This window comes from Symplocastrum torsivum (assembly GCF_059505465.1).
On record NZ_JCACKQ010000009.1, the window covers coordinates 85,346 to 103,443 of the forward strand.

The 18,098-nt window shown below is 47.2% G+C and carries 14 protein-coding genes and 1 pseudogene; 11 read left to right on the forward strand and 4 right to left on the reverse strand.

Annotated elements, in window-relative coordinates:
- Position 1 precedes the first annotated feature (1 nt).
- From AC5JL3_RS02635 to trpE, 7 genes and pseudogenes are all read left to right on the forward strand, one after another.
- Positions 2-385, forward strand: a pseudogene (locus tag AC5JL3_RS02635) (alanine:cation symporter family protein); the annotation flags it as partial.
- A 200-nt stretch (positions 386-585) separates the two neighbouring features.
- Positions 586-1,215: a LysE family translocator gene (locus AC5JL3_RS02640; RefSeq protein WP_496073010.1), complete on the forward strand. Its 630-nt coding sequence runs from the start codon at positions 586-588 to the stop codon at positions 1,213-1,215.
- A 35-nt stretch (positions 1,216-1,250) separates the two neighbouring features.
- Positions 1,251-1,880, forward strand: coding sequence for a LysE family translocator (locus AC5JL3_RS02645; protein ID WP_496073011.1), 630 nt, complete (start codon positions 1,251-1,253; stop codon positions 1,878-1,880).
- A 143-nt stretch (positions 1,881-2,023) separates the two neighbouring features.
- Complete coding sequence (locus tag AC5JL3_RS02650) at positions 2,024-3,370, forward strand: hypothetical protein (protein WP_496073012.1); 1,347 nt, start codon at positions 2,024-2,026, stop codon at positions 3,368-3,370.
- A 749-nt stretch (positions 3,371-4,119) separates the two neighbouring features.
- Positions 4,120-6,372 carry a DICT sensory domain-containing protein gene (locus AC5JL3_RS02655; RefSeq protein ID WP_496073013.1) on the forward strand — a complete coding sequence of 751 codons (2,253 nt, stop codon included), beginning with the start codon at positions 4,120-4,122 and terminating at the stop codon, positions 6,370-6,372.
- 161 nt (positions 6,373-6,533) lie between these two features.
- A complete protein-coding gene (gene psaD, locus AC5JL3_RS02660) occupies positions 6,534-6,962 on the forward strand; it encodes a photosystem I reaction center subunit II (protein WP_496073014.1) in 429 nt (142 codons plus the stop codon).
- A 148-nt stretch (positions 6,963-7,110) separates the two neighbouring features.
- Entirely contained in the window at positions 7,111-8,661 is a 1,551-nt protein-coding gene (gene trpE, locus AC5JL3_RS02665; protein WP_496073015.1) for an anthranilate synthase component I, read from the forward strand.
- A gap of 166 nt (positions 8,662-8,827) precedes the next feature.
- Here the strand turns inward: trpE and AC5JL3_RS02670 are convergent, their stop codons facing one another.
- On the reverse strand, positions 8,828-10,168 hold the full coding sequence (locus tag AC5JL3_RS02670) for a septal ring lytic transglycosylase RlpA family protein (protein WP_496073016.1): 1,341 nt from the start codon (positions 10,166-10,168) through the stop codon (positions 8,828-8,830).
- A 209-nt stretch (positions 10,169-10,377) separates the two neighbouring features.
- Between AC5JL3_RS02670 and AC5JL3_RS02675 the strand changes: the two genes are divergently transcribed.
- Together AC5JL3_RS02675 and AC5JL3_RS02680 are read left to right on the forward strand one after the other, a co-directional pair.
- The gene (locus AC5JL3_RS02675; RefSeq protein ID WP_496073017.1) at positions 10,378-11,265 is read left to right on the forward strand and encodes a PhzF family phenazine biosynthesis protein; all 888 of its coding nucleotides are present in this window, start codon (positions 10,378-10,380) and stop codon (positions 11,263-11,265) included.
- 88 nt (positions 11,266-11,353) lie between these two features.
- The gene (locus AC5JL3_RS02680; protein WP_496073018.1) at positions 11,354-12,037 is read left to right on the forward strand and encodes a pentapeptide repeat-containing protein; all 684 of its coding nucleotides are present in this window, start codon (positions 11,354-11,356) and stop codon (positions 12,035-12,037) included.
- 14 nt (positions 12,038-12,051) lie between these two features.
- Here AC5JL3_RS02680 and AC5JL3_RS02685 read toward each other — a convergent pair whose 3' ends face one another.
- Genes AC5JL3_RS02685 through AC5JL3_RS02695 form a run of 3 tightly spaced genes read right to left on the reverse strand, consistent with a single transcriptional unit; the run spans position 12,052 to position 14,877 of the window.
- Positions 12,052-12,927, reverse strand: a complete 876-nt coding sequence (locus AC5JL3_RS02685) for a Uma2 family endonuclease (protein WP_496073019.1) — start codon at positions 12,925-12,927, stop codon at positions 12,052-12,054.
- Between the two features lie 21 nt (positions 12,928-12,948).
- Positions 12,949-14,586, reverse strand: a complete 1,638-nt coding sequence (locus AC5JL3_RS02690; RefSeq protein ID WP_496073020.1) for a B12-binding domain-containing radical SAM protein — start codon at positions 14,584-14,586, stop codon at positions 12,949-12,951.
- A 30-nt stretch (positions 14,587-14,616) separates the two neighbouring features.
- Complete coding sequence (locus AC5JL3_RS02695) at positions 14,617-14,877, reverse strand: SemiSWEET family sugar transporter (protein WP_496073021.1); 261 nt, start codon at positions 14,875-14,877, stop codon at positions 14,617-14,619.
- Positions 14,878-15,210: 333 nt separating this feature from the next.
- On the opposite strand from AC5JL3_RS02695, the gene AC5JL3_RS02700 reads away from it, so the two are divergent.
- Positions 15,211-17,748 (forward strand): transglycosylase domain-containing protein, encoded by a 2,538-nt coding sequence (locus AC5JL3_RS02700; RefSeq protein WP_496073022.1) that lies wholly within the window; start codon positions 15,211-15,213, stop codon positions 17,746-17,748.
- A 95-nt stretch (positions 17,749-17,843) separates the two neighbouring features.
- Positions 17,844-18,026, forward strand: coding sequence for a ribbon-helix-helix domain-containing protein (locus tag AC5JL3_RS02705; protein ID WP_192218990.1), 183 nt, complete (start codon positions 17,844-17,846; stop codon positions 18,024-18,026).
- The last annotated feature ends 72 nt before the right edge of the window (positions 18,027-18,098 follow it).

An 18,098-nucleotide genomic window follows, 5' to 3' on the forward strand; every position in this document is an offset into this window, starting at 1 on the left:
GATGAGACGCGCTTGGCTTGCTCTGGCGCTAGTGCTTGCTTTACCCGGAACCGCTCTAGCGGCTGAAGCCACTGCCCCTGGTGTGTTTCTCGGTGCAATAGATACCGTGTTTGCTGCAATTGTGGCAGCGTTGGAAAAAATTATCTTCTTCGACATCGCTGGTATGCCTTTGGTGGTGCTGTGGCTGCTGGTGGGTGCGATTTTCTTCACCTTAAGAATGAAGTTTGTGAATATCCGCGCCTTCCGTCATGCCCTTGATGTTGTGCGAGGACACTATGACAACCCTGATGAACCTGGAGAAGTCAGCCATTTTCAGGCATTAGCCGCAGCGCTTTCCGCAACAGTTGGACTGGGGAACATTGCTGGTGTTGCGATCGCTATCTCAGCACTCATTCAAAACGAGATATTGCTCTTTTGGCATCGCACGGAAGAGGTGTAAAACTTTAGGGGCTTATGCCATACATCCCTACTATCTGTTGCATGGATGCCAGAAATCCTGAGGGTGCAAGACGCAGCGCTCCTACAGAAGACAATTTATTACAGGATTATGCAACGCCAATCTTCTTATAGCCAGTAGGAAAAACCATGCCTGATACAACCTCCCTAACTTTGTTTTTGATTGCAGCCCTAACTTTAAATGTGACTCCGGGACCAGATATGCTCTATGTCATTGCCCGTAGTCTTGGACAAGGGCGCAAAGCAGGTGTTCTTTCGGCAATTGGGATTGGTATTGGTGCCTTAGTGCATACTCTAGCTGCTGCTGTTGGACTTTCAGCACTGTTAATGTCTTCAGCGATTGCCTACAGTGTGGTGAAGTACGTGGGTGCTGCGTATTTGATCTACCTGGGCGTTCGGATGATTTTGAGTCAGAAACGCAGTCAATCATTAGCAACACTTGCGAACGCCAGTCTGAGGCGGATTTTTTCACAAGCGATCGCAACCAGTGTCCTCAACCCGAAAGTAGCAATTTTCTTCATTGCCTTCTTGCCGCAATTTGCCAACCCTTCACAAGGTTCAGTAGCTTTGCAGATTGCTGTTTTAGGAGCTTTGTTTAGTACAACCGGAACGATTGTCAACACAAGCGTTGCCTTATTATCTGGTTCCTTCGGTGACTGGCTGCAAACCCGCCCTCGCTTCTCGCAATTCCAGCAATGGTTCACTGGCAGTGTGTTCGTTGCACTTGGCACAAGCATTGCCCTTCCTGAGCGTAAATAGTAAGCTCCTACACATCTAAGCTGATGTAGAAAACCATGACAGATACAACTGCCCTAGCAGTTTTTATGATTGCTGCCTTGACTCTGAACGTGACACCGGGACCGAATATGTTGTACGTCACCACACGTAGCCTAGGACAAGGGCGCAAAGCAGGTGTTGTCTCGGCAATCGGAATTGGTGTCGGTAACTTAGTACATACGTTGGCGGCTGCACTTGGACTTTCAGCGCTGTTAATGTCTTCAGCGATTGCCTACAGTGTGGTGAAGTATGTAGGTGCTGCGTATTTAATCTACCTGGGCGTTCGGATGATTTTGAAGAATGAACACAATAGCTCTTTAACAACGCTCACCGATGCTAGTCTGAGGCGGATTTTTTCACAAGCGATCGCAACCAGTGTCCTCAACCCCAAAGTCGCCCTTTTCTTCATCGCCTTTTTACCTCAGTTTGCCAACCCTTCACAAGGTTCAGTAGCTTTGCAGATTGCTGTTTTAGGAGCTTTGTTTAGTACGACAGGGACAATCGTAAACACAACAGTTGCCTTATTATCCGGTTCCTTCGGTGACTGGCTCCAAACCCGCCCTCGCTTCTCGCAATTCCAGCAATGGTTCACTGGCAGTGTGTTTGTAGCACTTGGCACTAGCATTGCCCTTCCTGAACGCAAGTAACAGATAACGGCTGATTGTCTTTACCAAATCAACACGTAATCCTTCACCAAATCAACACGTAGCAATTCCCACCGCTCAATAAACTGAAGGTGTTAGAACGCATCTACTAAAGGGAATACTTACATTGATGTTTGGTATATTTTATGGTTGGCTTCAACTCTCTACCCTTCAAATTCCTGCGCCGAAATACTCATACTACCTCTGGAATTGACCCGTCTATCAAAAGTACACAGCCAGTCGTGCTGAAGTCGCCAGCACCACCCCAGAAACCAAAATCACTCGCTGAGCTGGAAAAAGAAGCAGAGGCAAAATACTATGCCACTTACCCTCACAAGCAACCACAAGCCCAACCCGTAAAAGCGAAGCCCCGTATATTTAGCAAACTTATTTGGGCAGCGATACTACTCGGTATTCCTGTGGGTGCGGTTTGGGTGGCGAACCTGCCTTATCCAGTCATTCGTCGCCCAGTGGCACGGACTGCGCCAATTTTGCTGGTACCTAGCTATATGAGCTTAGACGAGAACTTCCGGCAAGCGATCGCTTCGGTTCAACAAGCCCAACAACTAATTGACAACCCCACTAGTCCAGCCGACTTGGATATGGGAGCAAAAAAGGTCAAAGAGGCACAAAAGCATCTCAATGCTCTACCAATTGGGTTCTTAAACGATTTGCCAGAGTATAGATATTGGTGGTATGACTCGCGGTTTAGCATCTACGGATTTAATTCCGCCCGTACTAAGGTTGGGCAACTAGAAGCCAAAGTGTTTCAAGAACAAAATGCCCAGACGTTGCTCACAGACAGTGAACTTGCTCTGAATAAAGCCAAACAGCAGTATCAACAGGCAGCAACACCAACCGATAAACAAATTGCGATCGCATCTTGGCGTTCAGCAATCGACCAACTAAAGCAAGTTCCTGGCTCCACTTTGGCAGGAAAAACGACACAAGCCAAATTAGAAAGCTACCAACGTGATTTTCAAGAAGTTGTTGGGCTTGCTGCTGGGAACGAGCGCATGAGTACGCTAATTCTAGGGGCGCAACAGTTTTCTTGGCAAGCAGCTAAAGCGGGTCAAAATCCACCGCATACTGTTGCAGAGTGGGAACAAGTGGAAAAGTTATGGCAGCAAGCAATTGCTCGGCTTGAGCAGATTCCTCAAGATGATCTTACAGGCTATGCTGAAGCACAGCGATTGCTAGCACAGTACAACACAAACTTGGGACAAGTACGGATACGACGACAAGCTGAGGAAACTTCTGTATATGCGCTGGGGTCAGCACAACGCCAAATTGAAAACTTGTTGGCTAATACTCCTACCGATGCCCAATCTCTAGATCGCAATCGCACTATTAGTCAGCTACAGAGCATTATTGATAAACTCAAAAGAGTTCAAAACGGTACGACGGCTTATTTAGAAGCTCAAAACTTACTGCTATCAGCACAAAACAAACTTAATCAACTTCAGTCTCAGCCTCCTAAAAACCCAGGCTAAAAAAGCTTTCAGCACGGCTGGATCATTAATTTCATCGTTACTACTAGTCGCCCCGCTTCTCGCAAGTGGGGTTTCTGTTATGGGTGTAGAAAAAGTGCGATCGCAACCCTACTTCTTTGAACAGGCGACAAAATGATGAAGTGATTAAGTGATTAAGTGATTCAAGCCAATTAAGTTAAAGAATGTTAAGTATCTGATCTCAAACGAAATCTTTTAGTGTTTCTTTCTTTCCCAAGTGGGGTTCAAGATTGTCGTTGATTTGTACACAAGTGAAGAGTGGTGCCTATCTTGGCTCTTAAGTGCCAATTACATAACCTACGTTAATTTTTTGTAGCAGTTACAAACCGTTGTGAACAAGCTAGTGGGGAATTATCCTTTATTTTGTACGATAAGTTGATAGAGCAGGTAGCAAAATCTGCACTACCAAGGGCGATTTCTACGGCATAACTATAATGGCTAGCACGCTAAGCATGTTAGTCGTGGCAAGGCGAGGCACTGGTGCTAAAGACGTTAGCCACGTCTACAGCGCAAATCTGCTGAGCTTGTGCTGACACTCGAAAAGCGTTAGTGAATCGGGGTGTAGTCTAATAGGCGCAAGCGATCTCGACTGACAACCGATTAGCTAACACACTCTCTCTAGACAAACTGATGCGAATGAAGTAACCCGCTCATTATGAAAAACCTCGTCACCTAGCTCATGGGTGCCGAATCACGTCGATATGCCTGGACAAAGCTAAAAAAACTGATTGATGATCATCACGACTTCCGTGCTGGCTGACTTACTGGAAGCCATGCCCCACCTGCGGCAGCAAGTTTATTTCAAGTCTTCTTTGACTGCACTCTCCCATGCTATGGAAGATCAGGTCTTAGCGGGAGCGGAGCAGCCTTTGGTGATTGCCAGTTTCCAGCGAGAGCGCTTCTATCGTCAAGAAGCGCACCGATATCGACGAATTGCCGAACAAACTTCTCAAGTCTATGTGCTGGCAGCACCGGAAACCGACTTTAAGAATAGCTCGGACTATTACGAGACTGTTGCCTTTGAGCCTGGAGATGCCCTCTCTCAAGAGTGGCATTTAGTCGTAATTGGGCAACTGTACGCTAACTGCTTGATTTGTCGGGAACGATTCGCCCCCATAGACAGCACAAATATGGAGATGGACCCGTCTCGCCGCTTTGAGGGAATTTGGACGTTTGACCGAAACGTTAGTAGGAAAGCCGCTGATTTACTGTTGACTCGCATTGAGGCTTACCGACCTGAACTGACGACCAAGATTGCAGAGGCAAAATCTTTATATGTAGGAGATTTGTCCTTCAGGGGAGAAACTGTTTCGCCATCGCTACGAGATGCTCCTAATCCCGACCCCTTTGTCCAACGTCTGGTGACTTACTTACAAGCGGGTCAGTACAAGTTGCTCAAAGCCTATCGCTCAATCTCCGCTCAAGAACAGAAAGAGCGCATGGTGAACTCAATTACGGCGGCAATTCGACGTAGCCTGAATCCTGATGAAATTCTTGAAGTCGCGGTGCGGGAATTGGGACAAGCGCTCGAATCGTGTCGTTGTCTGATTTATCGCTGTAAAGCAACAGATGCTGTGGCGACGATTACCCATGAATTTCTCAAAACTGGGGATAGTGGTGAAATATCTCTTGCTCCTGCACTAGGGCAAACTTGGCGGCTGCAAGATAATCACCTATTTCAAGCGGTTGTCCAGCGTCGAGAATTCATCTATGTAGAAAACACACAGGTAGAAACATGGCTTGATGGCACTGAAGAATTACTCAAGCCGCAGGGCGACCTCCCAAGGGAAAATTCTAATGGCGCTACGTTACCCAGTAAAGATTCCAGTGGTTCAGAGCAACCGCGTCAACGGAATGTGCGCCGACAGCGTCAAGGAAACAACTCAGCTCCAGAGGGGTTAGCGCAGCCGTCCGATGAAACTCGCGATTCGTCATCCTACTTGAAGAATCTGGCACAACAGTTTTCCATACGATCGCTTCTGCTGGTACCTGTACTGTATCAGGGTCAGTTACTAGGAATGGTAGAGTTACACCATTGTGGGACAACGCCTTATCGGTGGAAAGAAGATGAATTGTCACTGGTAGAAGCGATCGCAACTCAAGTCGGTGTTGCCCTCATTCAAGCCGAAGCCTACGCTAACCTCGAAGACTTAAACCAGCAACTAGAAGCCCTTGACCGTACTCGTAGCAATTTAGTTGCCATCACAGGTCACGAACTACGCACACCTCTGTCTACCATTCAGGTTTGCTTAGAAAGTCTCGCCACTGAACCTGATATGTCTCCAGAATTACGTCAGGTAATGCTCAACACTGCTCTTGCTGACGCTGAACGGATGCGGAAGCTGGTTCAAGACTTCCTTACCCTTTCTCGCCTAGAAAGCGGTCGTGTGGAATGGCACCCGGAAGCCCTTTCCTTGCAAGAGTGCATCGACCTCGCGCTCAGCAATATCCGAGCGCGTCGGTCTGAAGAGGAGCGACCGCAAATTACTGCACAAGTGCCAGAAGACCTCCCGCTTGTCCGAGCAGATGGCGAGTGGCTGGTCGAAGCTCTAGCTAAGCTTCTGGACAATGCTTGTAAATTTACAACCCCTCAAGGGCAAGTCACAATCGCGACCAAATCTAACGGCGGTCTCATGCTAGAAGTTACTGTAGCCGATACAGGCCGAGGCATTGAACCCAATCGACTGGAAGCTGTCTTTGACCGTTTCTATCAGGAAGAAGGAGCGCTGCGACGAACCGCTGGTGGAACAGGTCTAGGCTTGGCAATTTGTCGTCAGATTGTCAAAGGTTGGGGTGGTGAAATTTGGGCAGACTCCGCAGGCAAAGACCAAGGCAGTCAGTTTCACTTCACTGTCCCAATTAGCCCCCGTCCCGTAGAATCAAAGCCCTCAAAACCCAGCATTCAAAGAGTCACACCTCGTAACAAACGCTCAGCCGCCAAAAATCAGTCAGAAACCGACAACGGACTACAGCCAAAAAGCTAAGGTGATATTCATCATTTCTCTGCAACCAACAACCAACAACCAACAACCAACAACCAATAACCAACCAACGAACTGTAACAGTTCTTGACAGAGTGGCAAGACAGGTGTGACCTCGGTGATAGCATTCCCTAAATGCCCTTAATAAGGTGGAAAAAAATAGTATGGTAGACACCCTTACTGGACAAGCTCCTCTCTTTGGTGGCGGTACTGGCGGATTGCTGACCAAAGCCAAAGTGGAAGAAAAGTACGCAATCACCTGGACTAGCCCCAAAGAGCAAGTATTTGAATTGCCGACTGGTGGCGCGGCTACAATGCGTCAAGGTGACAACTTGCTGTATTTGGCTCGCAAAGAATACTGCATCGCCTTAGGCGGTCAGCAATTGCGGGCAAAATTCAAAATCAACAACTACAAGATTTACCGGATTTACCCTAATGGTGAAATCCAGTATCTGCATCCTAACGATGGCGTTTTCCCTGAGAAGGTCAATCCAGGACGTCCTTATGTCGGGAAGAGAGAGCGCAATATCGGTAGCAATGTAGAACCAGCTACGGTCAAGTTCAGTGGGCAGAAACCCTACGATATCGTCTAATCTGAGGGACTAGGAACTGGGGACTTAGGGACTGGGGAAAGAGGAAAAATTTAGAGATTATGGTGAATAGCCTCTATCTCTATTCCCTCTAGCCCTAACCCTCTAGTCCCCACGCTCTAGCCTCAACCCCCTAGCCCCTAGCAAACGGATGATTCTCCCAGATTTTTCTCAATTTTCAGCACTGGCTCAACAGGGTAATTTTGTTCCGGTTTACCAAGAGTGGGTAGCGGACTTGGAGACACCCGTATCAGCTTGGTATAAAGTTTGTGCGGGTCAGCCTTACAGCTTTTTGTTGGAATCGGTAGAAGGTGGCGAGAATCTAGGACGTTACAGTTTTTTAGGATGTGACCCGTTGTGGGTATTGGAAACAAGAGGAGAACGCACAACTCAGACGCATCGCGATGCTTCGGTTACGGTGTTTGAGGGCGACCCTTTTGAAACCCTAGCCGATTGTTTGAAACCTTATCAGCCCGTAAAATTGCCCCAACTACCGCCGGGAATTGGCGGTTTATTTGGTTTCTGGGGTTATGAGCTGATTCGCTGGGTGGAATCGCGTGTTCCTGTCTATCCACCTTCTGAGCAGGACTTACCGGATGGGTTATGGATGCAGGTGGACAATCTGATTATTTTTGATCAGGTGAAGCGTAAGATTTGGGCGATCGCATACGCGGATTTGCGAGGATCGGATGGGAATTTAGAGCAAGCGTATCAACAAGCGTGCGATCGCGTCCAGGCGTTGGTCAACAAACTTCAACTCCCCTTATCTGGCAAAGACACGGTACTAGAGTGGACACCTCCAGAAAGCGCGACTCAGGAGTTGTCTTATACGAGCAACACAGAAGCCTCTCAATTCTGCACGAATGTCGAAAAAGCGAAAGATTACATCCGTGCCGGAGACATCTTTCAAGTTGTGCTGTCCCAGCGCCTCTCGGCAGACTACAGTGGTGACCCCTTTGCCCTTTACCGTTCTCTGCGGCTAATTAATCCCTCGCCTTACATGGCATATTTCAACTTTGGGGATTGGCAAATTATTGGCTCTAGTCCAGAAGTGATGGTTAAGGCAACCACCTCACCTCACGGGGGACTCCAGGCAACCTTGCGACCGATTGCCGGGACAAGACGCCGAGGTCAGACCCTTCAAGAAGATGAGGCTTTAGCAGAGGAGTTACTCAAAGACCCAAAAGAGATTGCTGAACATGTCATGCTCGTTGACTTAGGTCGTAATGACCTAGGACGCGCTTGTAAGGCTGGGACAGTGAGTGTTGATCAACTGATGGTAATTGAGCGCTACTCCCATGTCATGCATATTGTCAGCAATGTCGTGGGAGAACTCGACGAAAATAAAACCACTTGGGATTTACTCAAAGCCTGCTTTCCTGCTGGTACCGTCAGCGGTGCGCCCAAGATTCGGGCAATGGAAATTATTCACGAACTAGAGCAGGAGCGTCGTGGTCCCTACTCTGGAGTATATGGTTGCTACGATTTTGAGGGTCAGCTCAACAGTGCGATTACGATTCGTACAATGATTGTTCGCCTGCAAGACTCTGGTCAGCATACTGTCTCTGTTCAAGCAGGTGCTGGTTTGGTTGCTGATTCTGACCCAGAAAAAGAATACGAAGAAACTCTCAATAAAGCGCGAGGCTTACTAGAGGCAATTCGCTGTCTTCGCTCAACGGGGCAAGAAAAAGTTGAAGGCTGAGAACAAACTAATCTGAAAATAGGTGTTGGGGGTTAGGTTGTAGGTTGTAGGGATTTTCATCCATTTGTTGTGAGCTTTCGTCTCATGTGCCTAATCTGAAAATAGCAGCGGGAGCAGGGGAGGAAAATTTTCCTCTCAACGTTCGTAAGCTTTTATCTCATGGTGCCTACTTCGTAAATAAGAAATTGTTAACCAGGAATTGCTCGGATGGGGTTGAGGGTTGTTCCATAATGACGGCTTCAATGGGCATAATGCCTGCTTTTTCTCCATTAATGCAACGAGCAGCTTCCCGTGATAAATCTAAAGTCCGATCAGGGACATAGGGACCTCGATCATTAATGCGGACAATTACAGACTCATCGTTTTCTAGGTTTCTTACTTTGAGATAAGTATTAAATGGTAAGGAGGGATGAGCGGCTGTGAGTTCGTGCTGATTGTAGGTTTCTCCTGTTGCAGTGAGACGACCATGAAAATAGCTGCCGTACCAGGAAGCCTGTCCTTCAAATGTTTTTGATGTTTCGACTAAGTTATGCAGTTGCCTCTGTGCTGCTGCTAGCTTCAAAGGAGCTTTTCCCAATACAAGACGGAGATTGTTTGCCCATTCAATTGCAAGTAGTTCGCCATTGCGGTTTAAGTCTGTCGCTAGGTGTTGGCTAACTTTAAATAAAATGCGATCGCCAATTTTTATCGCAGGTGAACCATCAAAGCGTGTCGGCTCAATTAAAGAGGTATCCAACGATGGGTCAGACAAGAGCCGCTTCAGACGTTGAGCGATTAAATTAGCTTGCTGCTGCTTAGGAAGTTGGGCAATTAACTGTCCCTTCACCCAGACTTGAAACTGCTTCGCCTCATTTTGGGAAACAGCCGCAACAGCTTGATTCTTTTGCCGTTGCGAGGAATGCCAAAAGCCTCGCCGTATACTTCGTCCTACTCTATTTTCTTGATTCCCAACTCGTTCTGAAGCCTGAGTAGTGACAACAACAATCGAAGATATTAGGGCTTTTTCCGCTGATTCAGCACGCTGGCGCCAAGGTAATAGATTCTGCATCACCTGCAAAATCTGCTGAGGAAGTGTTGCTTTAGATTGCTCTCGGTACGACACTTCACTCCACGAAGCCGATGAAGATAATTGATGGGTTGCAATGGGTTGGAAATTTTCTGCTGAATTTGAGTGAGGGGAACACAATCTATTGTCCGTTCCATGAACACGAGAGGGAGGGCGAACAGCGACTTCTTTTGGCTGGGGCTGATACTCAGAAGTACCTAACCCGAACTGAAATCCAATGTTAGGAACCGCTGCAACAGCTAATTTAGAAGACCAAATTTCTGGGTAGAGCGGTGATGGAAAAAGTCGAGGATTTGGTAATTCAATTGGGCTACTAACAACCGATAAAACTCCGGTAGGGCTAGCATTATTGAGGTAATCAGGTACCCTAAATAACCCTTGGCTAGATGCCAGAAAACAGCTAACCCAGGAAGTTACTCGAACAAGTCCGAAAAATGACATGAGCAGTGAAATCTTAATGTAAAATGCACACTGACTGATGAACAGTACTACATTATATAGACATCGGGGATCAATAGATCAATCTTGAGGATGATCCCAATAAGTAACCTAATGCGGCACTTTAGCGTTTTTTTTAGAGTGATCCCCAATTTGCACCCAACAGACTCCAGTTGTTCATTTCGTCATAGTGAATCTATAAAATCACGAAAATGAAGAGACTAACTTTTTATATTGTTGATGTCTTTGCCGTCGAAAAATATTCAGGTAATCAACTAGCCGTTTTCACGGATGCTGCTCATCTTTCTGAAGCTCAAATGCAAACGTTTGCTAAAGAGATGAATTATTCAGAAACGACTTTTATTACATCTACAGAGGTGCAAGAGGGAGGGTATAATGTACGGATTTTTACACCTGCGAAAGAACTGCCTTTTGCGGGTCATCCGACTTTAGGTACTGCCTATATTATTCAACAAGAAGTTATCAAACAATCTGTTGAAACCGTTAGTTTAAACTTAAAGGTCGGGCAAATTCCTGTAACTTGGCACAATTCGGAAGAGGCTGGTGAAGTCCTATGGATGCGTCAAAATCCACCTACCTTTCATCAAAAACTTGATGCTTCTGCCCTAGCTGTAGTTTTGGGTTTAGAGCAAGATGAGATTGATTCTCGTTTTCCTATTCAAGAAGTGTCTACAGGAGTTCCGTTTATTATTGTCCCTTTGAAAACCCATGAATCTCTTAAACGAATTCGTGTCAATAGGGATAAATACTTTGAGTTCGTAGAGAAAACTGAAGCAAAAGAAATCCTCGTGTTTTGTCCAGAAACCTACTCACCGGAGAATAATCTGAGCGTTCGGGTATTTGCTGAATATTTAGGGATTCCAGAAGACCCAGCAACGGGGAGTGCAAATGGTTGTTTGGCGGGGTATTTGCTTGAGTATTCCTACTTTGGAGAAAAGGCTGTGGATGTGCGTGTTGAGCAGGGTTATGAAATGGGTAGACCCTCTCTGTTATTACTCAAGGCGCAGAAGAAGGAAAACACGATAGAAGTGTTGGTCGGTGGTAAGGTGATGATGGTTGCAAAAGGAGAATTTGTTTAGAGCGATCGCATCTGATTGGTTTTGCGATAAGGATTTTTAATAGCTTTGCTTGCCTACGTTAAACCTTACTGATCTAATCGTTTAATGTATGACTGATGGAAAATTCAGCAACACACTGCAAGCTGACATCCAGCGCGTTATTGCTTCAGGTATAGACGACTTTTTTGAGTTAGCGAAAATTCTTGGTCGAAACCCTCTTGAGGATTTTGCTGGTACTGACCTGAGGCGCGTCAATTTCAAGCGTGCAGAACTCACTGGTGTAGATTTTCGCCACGCCAATCTCACTGGCGTGAATCTCAGTCTCGCTAACTTGAAACAGGCTGACTTAAGTAAGGCAATCCTTTGTGGTGCTAACTTTGTGTATGCTGACTTGAGTCGTGCCAACTTGAGTGGCGCTGACCTCAGCGAGGTCAGTCTGATTAATGCTAATCTCCGGGATGCTGACTTGCGGGGTGCTAATCTTCAGGGAGCAGATTTGCGGACGATGCTACCCCGTGCGAACTTAAGTGGTGCCAACTTGAGCGGTGCGAATTTGTGCAGTGCGTATTTACCAAAGGCTAACCTAAGCGGTGCGAATTTGAGCGGGGCTTTGCTTCAACAGGCAGAACTCAGTGAGGTGAATCTTAGTGAGGCGAATCTGCAAGGTGCTGACCTCAAGCAAGTTGAACTGGGAAGTGCCAATGTGGAAAAGGCTTACTTTGGCAACAATTTAGGACTGTCTAACACGATGAAGCTTGAGTTGATGCAGCGAGGAGCAGTCTTTATAGATTGATGGGATGAAGCAATTCAAAATCCTGTACTCGTTTGCCTAACTTCCTCAACAGACAAACTCAACGCCTCTGCCACCTGTTCCACAGTCAAACCCATTGATAATAACCGAGGTATTGCATCCATTCGCGTCTGCTCTACACTCTCAGCGCGTTGTCGCTCTTGTTCGGCGCGTTGCCGTTCTTGTTCAGTTCGCGATCGCTCCAGTTCGGCTCGTTCATCGCCAATCAATAATAGATTCCCTTGCTCATCCCACCACCGTAGCCAGAGTTGGGTTTGATTTTGATAGCTTCCTTGCCATAACCCCAATTCCACAGCTAGGGGTTCAATTGGATAATGCCCTCGGTCATTTGGCGTTAACTTCTGATACTGTCCACCCACCAAAATATAGACTTCTAGTTTGCCATTGTTGATTTCGTAGATGCCGTAGTAGGGAATCCCGATAATACGCTCATACACCCAAAACTTCCCTGGTTTCCTTGCCTCTCCTTCAATAGAGCGAGATAAAGGAGTGCGATCGCGTTCTTCTTCACCATTACCACTCGCAAACTCTAAAGCAATCAACGGCTTTATATGTTCCCGCCAAAGCACATAAGATCGCCGAATCTGACCATCAAGATTGGGTGGCACATTCGGAACATAAAACCAATCAGGTGCCTCTGCCCCTTTTTCAGGAGGTTCAGTCTCTCGCCAGTAGATGCCGCAGTCTTGCCCGATCGCATATTGTCCATCAGGATGTAGCTGCTGCAAAACGAGTCCAATCGAGTCGGTGAGAATTAAGCTTTGCGGATGCTCCTGGAAGTTCTTCACAAACGTTCCATCCGACTCTGGCAATTGGGTGTGGTCGGGAAACGGAGGAGGAAGTTTAACACTAGGGTTTACGCTCTGGGTCATGACTCTAAGGTTGAAATTTTATCATCGAATGCTAACAGCTAGAGGTGGCTCGAAGTGAGATTTAGCGGTATCCAAGTGCTTGAGTAACGTGGCTTGAGGAAGTGGTCCTTGTAAGTGACTCCAAGGCAATATTTGATCAGTTGACCAGTCAGCATGGACGTAGAAGTCAAGTTCCGGTAGTTGTCCTCGTAACTCCTTGAAGGCACGGCGGAAACTACCGACAGAGTCACCGTAATGTCGTGTTAGTTCCAAAAGAGGGGAGAGACGGCGATCGCCTCTTGATATCAATGCCTGAATCACTGACCAGTTATAGCTTTCCGGGCGAAACTCCATGCCTTGCGATCGCAAATTTTTCTGCAAAAACTTCAGTCGCTTCTCTGCATCAGGCTTTACACCAAACCACTGAAACGGAGTATGGGCTTTTGGGACAAACGTACTGCAACCCAGCGTTAATCGTAAACCAGGAACCGCTTTTTTGATGTCTTTCATCATCGCCACTGTCTGCTCCACGTCTGACATCTCTTCACCGGGAACACCCACCATGCCGTAGAGTTTGAGACTTTTTAATCCACCAGCTTTTGCATTGATTGCCGCTTGGATAATTTCTTGATTCGTCAGCTTCTTGTTGATAATCTGCCGCAACCGTTCTGAACCACTTTCAACCGCGATCGTGATTGAGCGGGTGTCTCGTTTGGCGAGGGTTTCTGCTAGCTTCTGCGTTACTGTGTTCGTCCGTACTGAAGCAATACTCAGCCGCACGTTTTCATACTGAGGCTGATTCAAGAAATCTAGCAACTGTTCAAACTCTGGATGTTGGGTAACTGATGCGCCCAATAAGCCGATGCGGTCAGTTACCTCTAACCCCCGCTTAATCGCAGGAATTAAGGAATCTTCCAAACTTGCTGTCCGAAACGGTAATGTTAGATAACTCGCCAGACAAAAGCGGCACATCTCTGGGCAACTACGTACCACTTCCACCATGTAGATGTTTTCCCAAGCGGCTTTCTCAGTTACGACTGTTGAAGCGGATAAGGTATTACCCCGATAGGTTTGCTTTTCTACCTTGGCGGGAATTTCGGTATCTATTGGGTGAATTGATGCGATCGCACCTGTTGATTCCTGGTAAATGACCTCATATAGGCTGGGAACATATACCCCTGGCACCTGCGCTAAACGACGCAGTTGAGTCTTTCGGTCAGCCGTGCGGACTTCTTTGTAAGCGTCAATGAAATCACCTAGGAGGTTTTCCCCATCTCCTAGCAATATCACATCAAAGAAGTCCGCAAAGGGTTCTGGGTTTGCCGTCAGCACTGGTCCACCACCAAAAACGAGAGGGTGGTCAGAGGAACGCTCTGCCGACTTTACTGGAATCTCCAGAAATTCCAGCAAATTCAATATATTGACATAATCTAATTCCCATGATAAAGAGTAGCCTAACAATTCCGGTCGTCCCGGTAATGGCTCATGGCAATCGGTAAACAAGCGACTCACCTGGATGTCAGAGCGCATGGCGAGTGTTGCCCACACGACCTGATAGCCTAGGCTAGTAATCCCGACGCTGTATTCATTGGGAAAGGCAAAGATGGTTGGAATCGCACCAGCATCAGGAGTGGCTGGTGTAAAAAGAAGGCGTTCAGATGCAAATACAACAGGGGTCACAGGCAGTGCGTGAGTGTAAGCGAAAGTGTCTCACCTATATCTAATTTTAAGAATTACAATCAACAACGCCAAAATCAGGGTTGTGGTGTTTGCCAGAATAACTGGCATTGCCTGAATTGCTAGCCCATACAGAAGCCAGAGGAAAACACCGATGCTGAAGGTAATCATCATTACTAAAGAAACATCTTTAGCTGACCGAGAACGCCATGTTTTAAGCACTTGGGGTAAAAAAGCGATCGTGGTTAGTGTTGCCGCGATGTAGCCTAAAATATCAATTGATTCTGTGTCCATTGTTATAAATTTTCAGCAACTACTGTTAACGACTAATGGCGGCTTTACCGGAGGATTGTAAAGCGAGGAGGCTTGTTTAGACCGTTCCTTGAGGACTTACATAAACTGATGCAATTCTTTGGAGAACTTTGAGCCATAGTCTGGCTAAGGGTTTCAAGGTATTGAGTCTTAATTTATAGCAAAAAGAAAATTACTACTTAGCCCAGATTTTGATCCCAAGCCCTAAAATAAGCAAGAAGTTGTGGTGGCTTGTGGTGTAATTGAGGAGTTGAAGTGTCAAAATTCATCCCAAAGAATAAAGATCTATCGAGCCAGTTGAATTCGGGAGCTTCGATGGTACCGAAACCGGAAGGGACGTCTCATAGTGATGTTCAACAAGATGAGAAAAAGCTATCTAAATCAAAGCGTTTGCCCTTGACACGCTTCCTACAAGGAGCCGCAGTCCCACTGAACGGGATGAAGCGTCTTTCGGGCACTGTAATCGAGCAGTTCACAGGACCAAGACAGCTACATCGTCGCTCCTGGTTTTGGTTGGGGTTGGGGGTTGGGGGTAGTGCGATCGCGTTAGGTGTAGGCTGGCAAGCGCTGGAGGCTAGTGTTCCTGATTCAACAGATAATGTCTTAACGTATGTCCGAGAGGACACCGTAACGATTAAAGCCGCAGATGGCGCAATCATTCAGCAAATTGGCCCAGCCACCCGTGAGACGCTGAAGGTTCAGGAAATACCTGAACGTTTAATTCAAGCCTTCATCGCGATTGAAGATCGACGCTTTGAAAACCATCATGGGGTCGATTTCCAAGGTGTTCTCCGTGCGGCGCTGTCTAACCTCCAGGCAGGGAATGTTGTTGAAGGCGGTAGCACAATCACCCAGCAGTTAGCGCGGATTGTCTACTTTGACCAAGAGCAGAGCATCATGCGTAAGCTCAAAGAAATGCGGATGGCGCAAAAAATTGAGGAGAATTTGAGCAAAGATCAAATTCTTGAGCGTTACTTGAACCTGGTCTATCTGGGTTCAGGAGCCTATGGAGTGACGGATGCAGCTTGGGTTTATTTTAGTAAAACCGTCAATCAACTAACTGTGCCAGAAATAGCGATGCTGGCGGCATTACCTCCTGCTCCTAGTGAATTCTCCCCGTTTATTAACGAAAAACTTGCGAAACAGCGCCGTGATATCGTGCTGCAACGGATGCAGGACGTTGGATATCTGACACCTGCTGAAGCTCAAGCGGCGATCGCAACCCCCCTAACGACAAAACGTAGTAATCCCAAACGGCTTGACCGCAAAGCCTACTACTTTACCGAATACGTTCAACAAGAACTACCCAAGTACGTCCCTAAAGATGTGCTATCTAAAGGCTTGACCGTTGAAACCACTCTAAATATGGAATGGCAAGCCGCTGCTGAAGAAGCAATTAAAGACACCATTGAAGAAAATGGTCGCTGGCAAGGGTTTAAGCAAGCTGCTTTAGTCGCAATTGACCCCCGTAATGGTCAGATCAAAGCCATGGTTGGGGGAAAAGATTTTTACGATCAACAATTTAACCGGGTCACTCAGGCTCAACGTCAGCCTGGTTCTACTTTTAAAACATTTCTTTACACCACTGCTGTTGCCGCAGGCATCTCTCCAAATCGTGGCTACTTAGACGCTCCCTACGTTGTCGATGGCTACGAACCGAAAAACTACAGTGAAAAATTCCGAGGCTGGATTTCAATTCGTGACGCCCTCATCTCCTCAATCAACGTTGTTGCCGTCAAAACGTTAATTGATGTCGGTTGGGAGCCAACCATCGAAGTAGCAAAGAAAATGGGCATCGAATCGAAACTTCACTCGACCTACTCCCTGGCATTAGGAGCGTCTGAGGTGAATCTCCTAGAGATGACGAGTGCTTACGGCACCCTCGCCGCCAAAGGAGTTCATACTAAACCCCACGGCATTAGGCGGATTCTTGACCAGCACGGCAAGGTGATTTACGAAGAAAACTTTAAGGGTGAACGAGCAATTGACGAAGAAACGGCTGCGATTATGACCTGGATGCTGCGAAGTGTTGTAACTAACGGAACCGGTCGTGCGGCTCAGCTAGGGCGACCTGTTGCGGGGAAAACTGGCACCACTGATGATGCTCGCGATCTCTGGTTTATTGGCTATATTCCTCAACTGGTAGGCGGTGTGTGGCTTGGCAATGACGACAACAAGCCGACCGGTGGTGCGAGTACTACAGCGGCTGCAACTTGGCGTCAGTTTATGAAGGAGGTCGTAGAAGATATGGAAGTTGAAGCCTTCCCCGACCGACCTGACAAAATTGAAGGTCGTAAGCCAACGATTGAAGCTAAGCGAATTCGATTTAAGCGAGCAATAACCAAAAAAGTTCCTGACTCAGAGAGGTCGGACAGGTCAGAACGGTCTTCTGAAGGTACATCTAGAAGAAGTAGAAGAAGCGATCGCACTACACGTTCCGAGGAAACACCAGTAGAACCTCGTCGTTCCAGGCGGCGTCGGCGCAGTGAAACAGTTAGCCAACCTCAGCCTCAGCAAGAACAACCCGTCAGACGTTCTCGTCGTCGCCGTACCTCAGACAATCAGGCTTCCAGCGAACCCGCTCCGAGCCAACCCGTTAGCAGAAGGTCGTCTCGTAGAAGCTACGATTCTAGTAATAATTCAGCTCCTAGACAATCAGCTCCTAGAGAGTCAGTTCGCGTGCGACGACAAGCTGCTCAATCTGCTCCCCCAGCGCCAAGACCCGCTGCAGCCCCTCCCGCTCCCAAGTTTGAACCCGCACCTGTTGCAGCCCCTCCCGCTCCTCCTGCTTCTAGAAAAGCGCCCTCTGCCCCAGCTCCGGCGGCGCCTGAGGCACCTGCTTCTGCGGAATGAAGTAGTTAGTTGTTAGTAGGGAACATAGAGGACATCTAGGGGGTAATTCACTGAATTGCTCCTTTAAGAACAATAACAAAAGGCAAGCATTGACAGTGAGTAGACGCATTCACGTTACATTGCCGGATTCTATTTATGAAGCTTTGGAGCGCTGGGCTGATCAACAGGGAAGACCTACAGCTAATCTGGGGGCTTTCCTGATTGAAGTGGCTGTAATGGAAGCTCAAAAAACAGGTGAGCTTCCACCCAAGCTCGAAAAACCCCAAAAGGGTAGGTAAAACGCAGGATTAACAAAGTAGCGTAGGCTATCCCGCACAAAACAATGCGATCGCACCTGTAAATTGTGAAAA

Excerpts from the sequence above, each read along its gene's own strand:
- AC5JL3_RS02695 (WP_496073021.1), bottom strand. The coding sequence starts at position 14,877 with ATGGACACAGAATCAATTGATATTTTAGGCTACATCGCGGCAACACTA.
- AC5JL3_RS02640 (WP_496073010.1), top strand. The coding sequence starts at position 586 with ATGCCTGATACAACCTCCCTAACTTTGTTTTTGATTGCAGCCCTAACT.
- AC5JL3_RS02650 (WP_496073012.1), top strand. The coding sequence starts at position 2,024 with ATGGTTGGCTTCAACTCTCTACCCTTCAAATTCCTGCGCCGAAATACT.
- trpE (WP_496073015.1), top strand. The coding sequence starts at position 7,111 with ATGATTCTCCCAGATTTTTCTCAATTTTCAGCACTGGCTCAACAGGGT.
- AC5JL3_RS02685 (WP_496073019.1), bottom strand. The coding sequence starts at position 12,927 with ATGACCCAGAGCGTAAACCCTAGTGTTAAACTTCCTCCTCCGTTTCCC.
- psaD (WP_496073014.1), top strand. The coding sequence starts at position 6,534 with ATGGTAGACACCCTTACTGGACAAGCTCCTCTCTTTGGTGGCGGTACT.
- AC5JL3_RS02645 (WP_496073011.1), top strand. The coding sequence starts at position 1,251 with ATGACAGATACAACTGCCCTAGCAGTTTTTATGATTGCTGCCTTGACT.
- AC5JL3_RS02680 (WP_496073018.1), top strand. The coding sequence starts at position 11,354 with ATGACTGATGGAAAATTCAGCAACACACTGCAAGCTGACATCCAGCGC.
- AC5JL3_RS02675 (WP_496073017.1), top strand. The coding sequence starts at position 10,378 with ATGAAGAGACTAACTTTTTATATTGTTGATGTCTTTGCCGTCGAAAAA.
- AC5JL3_RS02670 (WP_496073016.1), bottom strand. The coding sequence starts at position 10,168 with ATGTCATTTTTCGGACTTGTTCGAGTAACTTCCTGGGTTAGCTGTTTT.
- AC5JL3_RS02700 (WP_496073022.1), top strand. The coding sequence starts at position 15,211 with ATGGTACCGAAACCGGAAGGGACGTCTCATAGTGATGTTCAACAAGAT.
- AC5JL3_RS02655 (WP_496073013.1), top strand. The coding sequence starts at position 4,120 with ATGATCATCACGACTTCCGTGCTGGCTGACTTACTGGAAGCCATGCCC.